11 protein-coding genes are annotated in these 12,498 nt (G+C 64.4%); 4 read left to right on the top strand and 7 right to left on the bottom strand.

The genetic code is table 11. The features are described from left to right. Positions 1-320 precede the first annotated feature (320 nt). The 3 genes from X757_RS152325 (at position 321) to X757_RS152335 (ending at position 3,913) form a co-directional block, all read left to right on the top strand. Positions 321-1,202 (top strand): LysR family transcriptional regulator, encoded by an 882-nt coding sequence (locus tag X757_RS152325; protein ID WP_023668708.1) that lies wholly within the window; start codon positions 321-323, stop codon positions 1,200-1,202. A gap of 123 nt (positions 1,203-1,325) precedes the next feature. Further along, positions 1,326-1,766, top strand: a complete 441-nt coding sequence (locus X757_RS152330; protein WP_023668707.1) for a hypothetical protein — start codon at positions 1,326-1,328, stop codon at positions 1,764-1,766. Then, positions 1,763-3,913 (top strand): phosphatidylserine/phosphatidylglycerophosphate/cardiolipin synthase family protein, encoded by a 2,151-nt coding sequence (locus X757_RS152335; protein ID WP_023726154.1) that lies wholly within the window; start codon positions 1,763-1,765, stop codon positions 3,911-3,913. The genes X757_RS152330 and X757_RS152335 overlap by 4 nt, the downstream gene beginning before the upstream one ends. A gap of 103 nt (positions 3,914-4,016) precedes the next feature. Here the strand turns inward: X757_RS152335 and X757_RS152340 are convergent, their stop codons facing one another. From X757_RS152340 to X757_RS152350, 3 genes are all read right to left on the bottom strand, one after another. Then, positions 4,017-5,273, bottom strand: coding sequence for a D-amino acid dehydrogenase (locus X757_RS152340; RefSeq protein WP_023668705.1), 1,257 nt, complete (start codon positions 5,271-5,273; stop codon positions 4,017-4,019). A gap of 93 nt (positions 5,274-5,366) precedes the next feature. Continuing rightward, positions 5,367-6,476 (bottom strand): alanine racemase, encoded by a 1,110-nt coding sequence (alr, locus tag X757_RS152345; protein ID WP_031251258.1) that lies wholly within the window; start codon positions 6,474-6,476, stop codon positions 5,367-5,369. Positions 6,477-6,747: 271 nt separating this feature from the next. Then, on the bottom strand, positions 6,748-7,260 hold the full coding sequence (locus X757_RS152350; protein ID WP_023726152.1) for an RNA pyrophosphohydrolase: 513 nt from the start codon (positions 7,258-7,260) through the stop codon (positions 6,748-6,750). A gap of 47 nt (positions 7,261-7,307) precedes the next feature. Here X757_RS152350 and X757_RS152355 point away from each other — a divergent pair, with 47 nt between their 5' ends. Then, a complete protein-coding gene (locus X757_RS152355) occupies positions 7,308-7,772 on the top strand; it encodes a hypothetical protein (RefSeq protein WP_245261401.1) in 465 nt (154 codons plus the stop codon). A gap of 19 nt (positions 7,773-7,791) precedes the next feature. On the opposite strand, the gene X757_RS152360 is transcribed toward X757_RS152355, so the two are convergent. The 4 genes from X757_RS152360 to rlmH form a co-directional block, all read right to left on the bottom strand. Then, positions 7,792-8,973, bottom strand: coding sequence for a divergent polysaccharide deacetylase family protein (locus tag X757_RS152360; protein ID WP_023726151.1), 1,182 nt, complete (start codon positions 8,971-8,973; stop codon positions 7,792-7,794). 183 nt (positions 8,974-9,156) lie between these two features. After that, positions 9,157-10,482, bottom strand: coding sequence for a S41 family peptidase (locus tag X757_RS152365; protein WP_023668701.1), 1,326 nt, complete (start codon positions 10,480-10,482; stop codon positions 9,157-9,159). Position 10,483: 1 nt separating this feature from the next. Next, entirely contained in the window at positions 10,484-11,842 is a 1,359-nt protein-coding gene (locus X757_RS152370) for a murein hydrolase activator EnvC (protein WP_023668700.1), read from the bottom strand. Between the two features lie 122 nt (positions 11,843-11,964). Further along, a complete protein-coding gene (gene rlmH, locus X757_RS152375) occupies positions 11,965-12,447 on the bottom strand; it encodes a 23S rRNA (pseudouridine(1915)-N(3))-methyltransferase RlmH (protein ID WP_023726150.1) in 483 nt (160 codons plus the stop codon). Between the last annotated feature and the right edge of the window lie 51 nt (positions 12,448-12,498).

Raw genomic sequence — 12,498 nt, 5'->3', positions numbered from 1 at the left:
CGCGCGAAGGCAACGCGAGGGGAAACGCAACCGTTGTGCGGTAAATAGACAACGAAGGACGAGTGTGCATTAATTGCCGCAAATTACAGATTGCTGAAAGGCCCGAAGGTTGCGCTCCGTCACACCCCCCTCTGTCCTGCCGGACATCTCCCCCGCAAGGGGGGAGATCAGATGTGGCTGCCGCCTTCGCAAATCTTCAACGCACCAAAAGAGACGCAGGTGGCGGAGCTGCCAATCTCCCTCCTTGCGGGGGAGATGGCCGGCAGGCCAGAGGGGGGTGGGCGGGAACGCCGCGTTCGCCGCTAGCCCGGACCACCCCAATGAACTGGGATGACGTCCGCATCTTCCTCGCCGTGGCCCGCGCCGGGCAGATCCTTGGCGCCGCCAAGCGGCTGGAACTCAATCACGCCACCGTCTCGCGCCGCATCGCAGCGCTTGAGGATGCGTTACGGACAAAACTGTTTCGCCGGCTTACCACCGGCAGCGAGCTGACGCCGGCCGGCCAGCGCTTTCTCGACATTGCCGAGCGCATGGAAGCCGACATGATCGCCGCGCGCTCCGCCGTGTCGGGCGAAGGCGACGATATCTCAGGCACGGTGCGCATCGGCGCGCCCGACGGGTTTGGCGTTGCATTCCTCGCCACGCGTCTTGGCGCGCTGACCGCGCTGCACCGCGAACTCACCATCCAGCTGGTGCCGGTGCCGCGTTCCTTCTCGCTGTCGCGGCGCGAGGCCGACATCGCCATCACCGTCGAGCGGCCGAGCGAAGGCAGGCTGGTGGCGGGAAAGCTGGTCGACTACACCCTCGGCCTGTTTGCCTCGCGGGACTATGCGCAGGCGCACGGCTTACCCGAGACCGCTGCCGAACTCGGCCAGCATACGCTGATCGGCTATGTCCCAGACCTGATCGTCAGCCCGTCGCTCGACTATGCGGCGGAGTTCAGCCCGGACTGGCGCACCAGCTTCGCCATCTCCTCAGCGCTGGGCCAGGCCGAAGCGGTGCGGTCGGGCGCCGGCATCGGCATCTTGCACACCTTTGTCGCCCGCTCGATGCCGGAGCTGATCCCCGTTAACATCGTGACGCCGATCCGCCGCGCCTACTGGCTGGTCTATCATGAATCGGTCCGGCCACTGCGCCGCGTGCAGATCGTCGCCAACTTCATCACCAAGGCAGTCGAGAGAGAGCGCGGGCTGTTTGTCTGATGGCCGCGCCGCCTTGCCCTCGCCACAAAATCGGCCAGTGTGGCAACAAGCGCGATGTCGCCTATTATTAAGGATTGGCTGCGCCGGGTGGGACACTTTTTTGCAAAGCTGGTGCGGATCAAAATGCGAGCGGTGCTCGCCATCTTGCCGCTTGTCGCGCTTTCCGCCTGCGCCAATCCATGGACCGAAGTTCCGGAAGCCGAACTGCCCAAGCCGGTCCGCATCGCAATGGCCCGCCCGTCGCCTTTCGTCTTCGGCAATTATTGCGGTCCCGGCACCCGCACCGGCGACCTCTCGGCTCGCCCTGTCAATCGCCTCGACAGCGCCTGCCAAATCCATGACGCCTGCTACATCGCGCGCCATAATCATTGCGACTGCGACGGCGCGCTCGTCGCCTCGGCAAAGGCGATCCGTCATGACAAGACAGCGCCGAAAAAGATGCGCGGCGAGGCCGAGCTTTTGATCGCCACTTTCGCGCTTCCCGTCTGCAAGGTGTTTCCGCAAGGCTTCCTGCCGCCGCGCGATCCGGCTGAACTGAAGACGATGAACGGTGCGACCGGATGAACCGCGCCATCTGCCTGGCCTTGGCCGGGCTGGGGCTGGCGGCCCTTGCCGGTTGCGCCGCCCCGATCCGGCACAGCTGCGATTTCTTTCCCGATGCGAAGGATTGCGGCCGGCCGTCGCTATCGGCCGACACGCCGGGACCGCAGACTGCAGCAGCAGCGTTTTTCGGCGATGCCGGCGCCCGCGACTATGAAAGGCAGTTTCTGGCGCTGCTCGCCCACAACCAGATCGGCGCCATCGACAGGGCGAACGGCACCGGTCCGTTCGGCCATGACCGCCACGCCATCGCCAACCGCGATTTCCAGGCCACCTACCGGACGCTGGAACGGCTGGCGAAACCGGTCACCGCCGAACAGATGCCGGCAGAGGGCAAGCCCGGCGAAGGCCATTTCGACGGTCGTTGGCGCGTGTCGCGGCAGACGCTCTATGTCGACGCCGCCGCGCGGCCCTCCGCGCCAAAGACGTTCAGCTTTTCCGGCCTGCAGGCGCGCTCGGTCGAGGTCGTGCTGCACCAGTCGGGCCAGCAGCCAGTCGACATATCAGGCGCCTGCGACGGCGCGCTGGCGATTCGCGCTGGCGGTGGCTCGCGCAGCGTGGCGAGCGGCGCCGCCTTCCGGCTCCGCCTGTCGGCCGGGCAAACCGCCAGCCTGTTCCCCAGCGATGGTTTGAACCGCTGCAGCCTCAAGCTCAGCTCCAGCCTGGCGCCGGCAGGCGCCCCGCTCACCATCCTGCGCGAAGAGGTTGCCTATCCGGCGATAGCCGCGCTCGACAGCCGCTACGAGCGTTGTCCAGTGCCCGATCCATCCGGCCTGGATGAACTCGCCCGCGTCTTCTATGCCGGCCGCTGGCTGTCGCAGACTTGTTCGCTGCCGCTCGGGTCACCGCGCCTGTTACGCAAGTCGCGCGACGGCTTCAATGCCAAGGTCGAAGCGCTGCTCGGCGCGCTTTTACCCGACAGCGCCTTCGACAAGGCCGACCCCGAACTGCCGCTCGATTTCTCGCGCGCGCCGAAACTCAAGCTGGTCTATCTGTCGTCGCTGGAGTTCAAGGCCGATTTTTCCGGCCGCGTCATCGAGCGGCTGATCCGCCATCACGCAGCCCTCGGCACCAAAGTGCGCATCATGGTCACAGACGTGCTGGAGCGCGACAAGGACGATGCCCTGCTGCACCGGCTGGCGGCCGATTATCCCAATGTCGAGTTGCAGGAATATCGTTGGCGGGCCGACCACGGCGCGCCGGTCGACGAGCAACTGTCACAGCTGCACAAGACCCATCACGTCAAGATGCTGGCGACACTTGCCGAGGATCCAGCCCGCTCGCGCGTCATCATCGGCGGCCGCAACATTCATGACGGCTTCCTGTTCCACAAGCCGATCGACCTGTCGCGCTATCCGAACCTCGAGCAATACGGCAAGACCGACGGCCTCTCGCTCAACTACTATTCGAACTGGAGCGATTTCGACATCGAGTTTGCCGACCCGGCCACGGTCGAGACGCTGGCCGCGCATCTCTCGACATTGTGGCTGCGCGACGCCGACACCAACATCGCAAGACCCTTCTCCATTCCGGTGCGCTCCGACAGCCGGCGCCTGCCGGGCACGGTGCGCCATTTCATTTCCGTGCCCTACGAGGACAACCATGCGCTCGAGACCTATTTCGTCGAGCTGATCGACACTGCCCGGCACCATATCGAGATCGTCAATCCCTACCTTAATCTGACGCCGAAGCTCAGCCTGGCCATCGAGCGGGCGCTGGCGCGCGGCGTCAGGATCGACATTGTCGGCCGCATCGACCTCAAGGGCGATATTGGCGGCAAGCTGCTGACCGCGCTCAACAAGCTGTTCGTCGAGAAATATGGCGACCGCATCAACATCCGCGAATTCAAGGCGCCCGATGTCGTGCTGCACTCCAAGATCATGATGATCGACGAAAGGCTGGTGACGATCTCGTCGGTCAATCTCAACAACCGCAGTTTCTTCCACGATCTGGAGAACGGCATGACGGTGCTCGACCCTGCCTTCTACGCCAGGATGCAGCCGGTCTATGACGACTATGTCGCCCATTCGAACCCGGTATCGACCAAGGTGACGATACCGTGGGCCTACCGATGGCTGTTCTCGAAGGGTTGGGTGAAGGAGGCGTTTTGAGGGGCTGGCGACGCTGAAGGAATGCCGTTCTGTAGCGATCCTTTACACCCCTCTGTCCGGTAGGACAGAGGGGGTGCTGGCCCGCCAGCTTTAAAAAGCACCCCTACCTCAAATACCGCTCCGGCCCCAGCTCCCGCACATCGATATCAGGCACCTTGCTGGAGATGATGTCGGACAGCACCTTGGCCGAGCCGCAGGCCATGGTCCAGCCAAGCGTGCCGTGCCCGGTGTTGAGATAGAGGTTGGAGAACTCGGTGCGGCCGACCAGCGGCGGCCCGTCCGGCGTCATCGGCCGCAGCCCGCACCAGAAGGACGCCGCCTTGAGGTCGCCGCCATCCGGGAACAGATCGCCGACCGAATGTTCGAGGGTGCGCCGGCGCGATTCATGCAGCCTGAGATCGAAGCCGGAAATCTCCGCCGTGCCGCCGACGCGGATGCGGTCGCCGAGCCTGGTGATCGCCACCTTGTAGGTTTCGTCCATTACCGTCGACACCGGGGCGGCGACCGCGTCCTTGATCGGAACGGTGATCGAATAGCCCTTGACCGGATAGACCGGGATCGGGCGCCTGAGCAGGCGCATGAAGCGCGCCGAATAGCTGCCCAGCGCCAGCACATAAGCGTCGGCCGCGCGCGAGCGCTGGTCGGTGCCGACGCTGACGATGCGATTGCGGTTCTTGGAGAAGCGCCGGATCTGCGTACCGTACTCGAACGTGACGCCGCGCGCCACGCAGAGCTCGGCCAGCCGATCGGTGAACATCTTGCAGTCGCCAGTTTCGTCGCCGGGCAATCTCAGCCCGCCGACAAACTTTTCCCGCACGCCGGCCAGCGCAGGTTCGGCGCCAATGCAGCCTTCGGGATCGAGCAACTCGTAGGGAACGCCATATTTCTTCAGCACCTCTACATCGCCGCCGGTGCCGTCGAGCTGCTTTTGCGTGCGAAACAGCTGCAGCGTGCCCTTGGTCCGCTCATCATAAGCGATGCCGGTCGCCTCGCGCAGCGCCTTCAGCGTGTCGCGGCTGTATTCGGCGAGCGGCACCATGCGCGCCTTGTTGATGGCATAGCGATCCGCGGTGCAATTGCGCAGCATCTTGATGAGCCATGTCCACATATACGGATCGAAGGCCGGCCGCACCACCAGCGGGCCGTGCTTCATCAACAGCCACTTGATTGCCTTCAGCGGAATGCCGGGGCCGGCCCAGGGCGAAGCATAGCCCGGCGAGATCTCGCCGGCATTGGCGAAGCTGGTTTCCAGCGCCGGCCCTTTCTGGCGGTCGAACACCGTCACCTCGTGGCCGGCCTCAGCGAGATAATAGGCAGTGGTGACCCCGATAACGCCGCCGCCCAACACGAAGATCTTCATCGCATCACTCTCCACGACGACTTCCGTCAGAGGGCCGCCGCCTCCTGTCTGCCGGATTCTGCGGCGTCCGCCAAGGGGCGGCGTGTCGCGGCTCTATTCGTTGATATAGCGGCGGTGGAAGCGGGGGCCGAGACTGGTCAGGATTTCATAACCGATCGTGCCGGCATGACCGGCGGCGTCATCGACGCTCTGCGAGGGGCTTAGGAGTTCGACAAGGTCGCCCTCGCGCAGCCGGCCGGCCGGCAGGGCCGAGATGTCGAGTATGATCGAATCCATCGACACCCGCCCGACAAAGGGCAGTCGCACGCCGTCGAGCCAGGCAGCCGAAGCCGCGCGCCGGTGCCAGCCATCGGCATAGCCGAGCGAGATCGTGGCCGCGCGCAAGGGACCGCTGGCCAGAAACGCATGTCCGTAGCCGACGCCCGCCCCCTTATCGATGCCGCGTGTCTGGATGATCTTTGCCTCGAGCCGCACCACCGGCAGCATCGGGTTCGCCTCATCAGGCGTCGGATTGATGCCGTAGAGCGCAGCGCCCGGACGCGCGAGGTCGTACTGATAGCGCGGCCCAAGAAAGATGCCGGAGGAATTGTCGAGCGACGCCGGCGCCTTGGGCAGCATTTTGCGCAGCCGTTCGAACTCCCTGAGTTGCGCGTCATTGGCCGCATTGGTCGGTTCGTCCGCACGGGCCAGATGGCTCATGACGAGGACGACATCGACGCCGGCGAAAGCATCGGCCGTAAGCGCCTCGACCTCTGCCAGGCCCATGCCCAGCCGCGACATACCGCTGTCGACCTGGATGGCGGCCTTGAGCTTGCGGCCGGCCTTTTGGCCTGCCTCGCTCCACGCCTTCAGTTGCCCGGTGCTGTTGATGACGGGAACAAGGTCGGCGGCCACCGCTTCGGGTTCCGAGCCCGGCGGCAGGCCGTTCAGCACATGGATTTCCAGCTTCGGTCCGAGTGCGTCGCGCAGCGCTACACCCTCGGTGAGATGCGCGACAAAGAAGCTGTCGCAGCCTTCGGCAACCAGTGCCGCCGCCACTTGCCGCGCGCCAAGCCCGTAGCCGTCGGCCTTGACGACGCCGGCGCAGCGTACGCCGCCGAGCTTTGCCTTGAGCCGCCGGTAATTCTCTCGGATAGCGCCGAGATCGATGGTGAGAATGGCGCCGGCCGCCGCTTCGCTGATCGTATCTTTGGCTTTATGCATCGCAGACCCGCTGAAGTCGGCGCTGCCCCTCATTGTCCTGCCGGATATCTCTCCCTATCCCTATACGGGGAATTGAGGAGCGGTCGGCGTAAAGCGGACGAAAGGCCAACTGCTTGGCTTTTCGAGTGACGAAAGCCGGCAGGCGGGTGAGGGGCAGCCCATACGCTGCGCTAAGAGGCCATTGCCCGGCGTCGTTCATATGGGTCTCGTGGCTGCGGGTGTCCCGATCAATAAAGCACGAATCAGGTGCCGTGCGAACCGTCACATCCAGCTAGGCAAGATGACGGAACGCCGCCACCACATCCTCATAGACCTTGCGTTTGAACGGCACGATCAGATCGGGCAGGTCCTGCATCGGCCGCCATGCCCATTCATCGAATTCGGCGGTGTGGCCGCCCGGCGGCGGATTGATCTGGATCTCGCTGGTCCCGCCGTGAAAGCGGTAGGCGAACCATTTCTGCGTCTGGCCGCGATAACGCCCCTTGAGAGCTATGCCGACCAGATCGGGCGGCAGGTCGTAATTGATCCAGTGCGGCGCCTCGGCCAGCAGCGTGACCGAGCGCATGCCGGTCTCTTCATAGAGTTCGCGCCCGGCCGCCTGCAGCGGCTCCTCGCCCTCGTCGATGCCGCCTTGCGGCATCTGCCAGAGCTGCGTGGTGCCGGCGAATTCGCTGTCCGGCTCGGCGATGCGGTGCCCGACCCAGACCAGCCCGTCGCCATTGAGGATCATCAGCCCGACACAGGGGCGGTATGGCAGCGTCTCGGGGTCGATCTTTTTAGCCATCGGAGTTTAAAGCCGTTCTGAGATTCGCTCCGGCGAGGCAGTGGCGAATGATTTCGAGAACCGGAGCGGAGCGTACTCAAAGTAGGCTTGCCCCGGAAGCGGAAAACGTGGGTTCGTTCCAGTCACTGCCACCCGGCCCCGTTGCCGCCGTTGCGGTCGAATGGCAGAGTAATTCCATGAAAAATATTCAAATCATCGACGGCGCCTTGAACGCAACCTTCAGCGTGTTCGAGGCAACAGAGGAGGAGTACGCCGCCATCTTCCCGGATGGAAGAGACATGGAACTGGCCGAAGATTTATTTGAGCGGCTTGGTGAAGACGAGGCAGGTCGCGTGCTGGCGCCGCTTTGGGGTCGTCCCATCCTGAAACGCGATGTGCTCGGAATCCACGGCACCCTGTTCTACAACAACGAATATCGGCGGAGACACATCCCGCAATCAAAGCGCGAGGTCGACTGGGATGATGGTTCAATCAATCAGGCCCAGAGAGAGCTCTTTTCTCGGCATCGTTGAAAATCGCCACAAGCGCCGGTCAGCCCTTTTCCGGGTCGATGGCCACCGCCGAGATCGGCACGATCTCGATGCCGCGCTTTTTCGCTTCGACCGCCCAGAACGCCACGGTGTCGACGGTGAGGTCGAAAGCCGAGCCGATGCCGACGGCGGAGCCTTTCGCACGCGCGGTCGCTTCCAGCGCGTCGAGCTTTTTCAGGATGGCGCCGCGGTCCTGCACGGCGTCGATTGCCGTATCGCCGGCGACGAACGGCACACCGTCCTTCAAGGCGAGATCGGACGCCAGGCTCCGTGCGGACGAGCCGTCATCGATATAGGCAAGGCCGCGCTTGCCAAGCTCGGCCATGAACGGCCCCATCGCTGTCGCGTCGGCCGAAAAGCGCGCCCCCATATAGTTCATGACGCCGGTATAGTTGGTGGTCCGCGACAGCGCCCAGCGCAGATTCTTCAGATTGTCGTCCTGGCTTGCCGCCACTGTCAGCGTGTTGCGGCCGGGATTGACATTGGGATAGTCGAACGGTTCGAGCGGCACCTGCATGACCACCTCATGCCCGCTCTGCCGTGCCGCCTGCATCCACCGGCCGATGCTGTTGCCTTGCGGCGCAAAGGCCAAAGTCACTTCAGCCGGCAGCTTGGCGATTGCCGCCTGCGTGCCGGTCTGCGACACGGCAAGCCCGCCGATGACGATTGCCACGCGAGCGCCGCGCGAACCCGACCACGGCCGCGCATAGACATCGAACGGCCGCCGGCCGTCAGCGGCGCGAACCGGCAACGGGCCGGTGTCGCTGGCCTCGATCAGCGCCCTGTCGGGGATATGCGCGATCTTCAGGTTCTGGCCGATCGTCGACGGGTCGTGGATGACAATGGCTGCATTGGGCGGGCCGTCACCCTCCTGGGTTTGCACATGGATGATCTGCGGACCGCTGGCCTTGGGCGTTTCCGCCTTCGGCGCTGCCGCCGTCGCTTGAGCAGTGGGTGCTGCGGCCGCGGGCTCGGCCGCCGCCGTCACCTTTGGCGTCGAGACCGCGATTGCTTCCGGTTTGCGGAACGGCTTCTCGCGCAGCGCGATCGCGCCGGAGATGCCGACCGCGGCCAGCACGACCAGCGTCGCCGCGACGGCGCCAGCGCTGATCCCGCGCGACGCAGCACGCGGTCGGACGGTCTGTCCGAGCGGGCGTTCGATGTCCTTGCCGACGTCAGCCAAGCCGCATCCCCGGGCGCGTGATCAGCGAAATCTTTTCGCCATGCGCAGATCCAAAACTGACGGCGCGTCCCCTGCGCCTTTTGAGGCGCAGCGCCCAGCTGCCCCCGAATCAAACTGCCGGAACCTCACGGTCCCGGCAGCATTGCATCGCTTCGATTGGGCAGCCAGAGCTACCAGTCGATTTTATTGGTTAAGCACTGCCTTCTCCGGATTCGGCGGGAATGCCGGGTCGGTCTTCTGGCCGCGCAGCAGCTGTTCGGCATAGATCAGCTGCAGATCGTCCTTTGGATCCGGCGGCACATAGGCAGCCGAGCCCGAACCGGTATCGCTCTCGTCGGCGCCCTTGATGTGGCCCTTGAGGTCAGATTCACCGCGGGTCAGGTCCCTGCCCTGCAGTTCGGGCGGCAGCGGCTGGTCGACCTTGATGTCGGGCGTGATGCCCTTGCCCTGGATCGACTTGCCGGACGGCGTGTAATAGAGCGCCGTCGTCAGGCGCAGCGCGCCGTTCTCGCCAAGCGGGATGATGGTCTGCACCGAGCCCTTGCCGAAGGACTGCGTGCCGACCACTGTGGCGCGGCGCAGGTCCTGCAGCGCGCCGGCGACGATCTCGGAGGCGCTGGCCGAACCGCCATTGACGAGCACGATCAGCGGCTTGGCGCCGATGTCGTCGCCTGCCTTGGCGTCGAAGCGTGTGACGTCCTTCGGGTCGCGGCCGCGGGTCGAGACGATCTCGCCACGGTCGAGGAAGGCGTCGGACACGCTCACCGCCTGGTCGAGCAGGCCGCCCGGGTTGAGGCGCAGATCGAGCACATAGCCCTTGAGCTTGTCGTTCGGCACCTGCTTCTTGATGGTGTCGATGGCATTCTCGAGGTCGTCATAGGTCTTTTCGGTGAAGGAGGTGATCTTCATGTAGCCGATGTCGTTCTCGACCCGGAACTTGACCGCCTTGACCTTGATGATATCGCGCACCACCGTCAGCTCGATCGGCTTGTCGGCGCCCTGGCGCAGGATTGTCAGCTTGATCGGCGTGTTGACCAGGCCGCGCATCTTTTCGACCGCATCGTTGAGCGTCAGGCCGCGAACCTCTTGGCCGTCGATCTTGGCGATATAGTCGCCGGCCAGCACGCCTGCCTTGGCAGCCGGGGTGTCGTCGATCGGCGTGATCACCTTGACCAGATCGTTCTCCATGGTGACCTCGATGCCAAGGCCGCCGAACTCACCCTTGGTCTGCACACGCATGTCCTGCGCCTGCTCGGCATTCATGTAGGAGGAGTGCGGGTCGAGCGAGGTGAGCATGCCGTTGATGGCGTTTTCGACCAGCGACTTGTCGTCCGGCGGCGTCACATACTGCGCCCGCACGCGCTCGAAGATGTCACCGAAGATCGCCAGTTGCTTATAGGTCTCGGAGCCTGCAGCGTTCGCCGTCGAGCCGGGCGCGCCATAGACCAGGCTCATCGCTGACGCGCCCATCAGCGCACCGGCAATAAGAAGCGACAGTTTCCGCATCATTTCACGTCCTTCCAGAGAAGCGGTCCGCCCACCATGGGGTCGGATCGACGGGTTTTCCATCCTTGCGGAACTCGACATAGAGTTCCGGCGTGGCATTTCCATTCTTCGAGGCCGAGGTGCTTGCCACCCGGGCCTCTCCCATCGCGCCGACCGGCTCTCCTGCGAGCACCGACTGGCCAGACGCGACGCTGATTCTGCTCATCCCCGCCAGGACGACATGATAGCCGTCTCCCGCATTGAGGATCAAGAGTTGACCATAAGAGCGAAAAGGCCCCGCATAAAGCACATTTCCGTCCGCTGGTGCCGTGACGATGGCTCCCGATTGTGTCGCAACCATGTCGCCAAGCATCACCGCGCCGTTACCGTCATCGGCCCCGAAACGCAGCTTGATCTTGCCGGTGACCGGCAGCGAGACTTGCCCCTGAAGTGCCGAAAACGGCGCGGCGGCGGTGAGGCGGTTGCCTTCCGGCACGGGCAGCGACGCCAGCTCCGTCGACGCGGTTGTGCCTGCATCGGCGTTATCGGCGTCGGGCTTATCGCTGTCGGCCGCTTTCTGCTCGCCTGCCTTGACGGCATCCGCCGCCTTGCGGCTCTTGTCGGCCTCGAGCGAAGCGATCAGCTCTTTCAGGCTGCCGGCCTTGGCCGCAAGCGCCTGGGACCGCTGCTTTTCGGCGGCCATCGCCGTCCAGGTGTCCGCCTCGAGCTTCTGCTTGGCTTCGAGCAGCATGGAGAGGCGTTTCTTTTCCGCCGTCTGCTCGCCGACCGCCGCTGTTAGCCGCGTCCGCTCGGCCTCGATCGAGGCCGTCACCCGGGTCTGTTCCCTGAGGTCGGCCAGCAATTTGTCGGTCTGCTGGCGCAGTTCGGGCACCACTGCGCCGAGCAGGATGGCGCTGCGCACCGACGACAGTGCGTCTTCCGGCTTGACCAGGATCGCCGGCGGCGGATTGAGCCCCATGCGCTGCAGCGCCCCCAGCACCTCGGCCAGCACGTCGCGCCGCGCCGCCAGCGAGACACGGATCTTCTGTTCCTCGCCCTTCAGTCCTTCGAGCCTGGCGCCGATATCCTCGATGTCCTGGCCGAGCTTCTGCTCGGTCATCGCCGACTGGATAAGCGCCGCGGTGATCGAGGCATGGTCCTTCTTGACCGAAGCAATGTCGGCGGCGAGCTTGGCCAGCCGTTCGGACGACAGCGTGATCTCGGCCGACACCTTCTCATATTCGGCACGGCTCAGATCGGGGTCGGGCGCCACGTCCAGCGTATTTTCGGCCCGCGCAAGCCCGAGCGACAGCAAAACCACCGCTGCAGCGATGCCGCAGCGCGCGTGCCGGAAGCCCGTTCGTGATTTCCCGTTGTCAGCCATTGAAGCCCGACTCTATGCGTGGCTTCGTTAACGAACCATCAACCATGATCGAACCGAAGCCTAGCACAAAACAGCCGCGCATTGGGGCGGAAATCCGGACGATTGACCCTCGACCCACTGATTTACGAACGGTGGTAGGGATGTCCCGAAAGAATCGTTGCCGCCCGATAGAGCTGCTCGCCCAGCATGACACGCACCAGTTGGTGCGGCCAGGTCGCCGCGCCGAACGAGACCATCAGCTCAGCCTGGTCGCGAATCGACTGGTCGTGCCCGTCGGCGCCGCCAATGGCGATGACCAACGCCTTGCGTCCGCCATCGCGCAGCTGGCCGATACGGCTGGCGAAATCGTCTGAGGACAGGTTTTTGCCGCGTTCGTCGAGCAGGAACAGCGCCGTGCCCGGCTGCAGCTGTGCCTGCAGCTTCTGGCCTTCCTCGCGGCGGCGCTCATCGGCGTTCTGGGCTCGTCCCTCGGCGATCTCGGCGACACCAGAGAATTCAAACCCGATCGCCGGGCCGCTCTTGGCGAAACGCTCGAAATAGCGGTCGGCGAGTTCTCTCTCGGGGCCGGCCTTCATCCGGCCCACGGCATGAACTGCTATCTTCATCCCTGCCTCGGCGAGCTTTCAATCCATGTCGCACCCAGGATGGTTACGACA

The organism is Mesorhizobium sp. LSHC412B00 (genome assembly GCF_000503035.1).
In the GTDB taxonomy this organism is placed as follows: Bacteria; Pseudomonadota; Alphaproteobacteria; order Rhizobiales; family Rhizobiaceae; genus Mesorhizobium.
The sequence above is the reverse complement of the archived record's forward strand: the minus strand, read 5'-3'. Positions and strand labels throughout refer to the sequence as shown.

Coding starts and splice junctions, on each gene's coding strand:
- X757_RS152370 (WP_023668700.1), bottom strand. CDS start 11,842: ATGGCTGACAACGGGAAATCACGAACGGGCTTCCGGCACGCGCGCTGC.
- rlmH (WP_023726150.1), bottom strand. CDS start 12,447: ATGAAGATAGCAGTTCATGCCGTGGGCCGGATGAAGGCCGGCCCCGAG.
- X757_RS152350 (WP_023726152.1), bottom strand. CDS start 7,260: ATGGCTAAAAAGATCGACCCCGAGACGCTGCCATACCGCCCCTGTGTC.
- X757_RS152330 (WP_023668707.1), top strand. CDS start 1,326: ATGCGAGCGGTGCTCGCCATCTTGCCGCTTGTCGCGCTTTCCGCCTGC.
- X757_RS152325 (WP_023668708.1), top strand. CDS start 321: ATGAACTGGGATGACGTCCGCATCTTCCTCGCCGTGGCCCGCGCCGGG.
- X757_RS152340 (WP_023668705.1), bottom strand. CDS start 5,273: ATGAAGATCTTCGTGTTGGGCGGCGGCGTTATCGGGGTCACCACTGCC.
- alr (WP_031251258.1), bottom strand. CDS start 6,476: ATGCATAAAGCCAAAGATACGATCAGCGAAGCGGCGGCCGGCGCCATT.
- X757_RS152355 (WP_245261401.1), top strand. CDS start 7,308: ATGATTTCGAGAACCGGAGCGGAGCGTACTCAAAGTAGGCTTGCCCCG.
- X757_RS152335 (WP_023726154.1), top strand. CDS start 1,763: ATGAACCGCGCCATCTGCCTGGCCTTGGCCGGGCTGGGGCTGGCGGCC.
- X757_RS152365 (WP_023668701.1), bottom strand. CDS start 10,482: ATGATGCGGAAACTGTCGCTTCTTATTGCCGGTGCGCTGATGGGCGCG.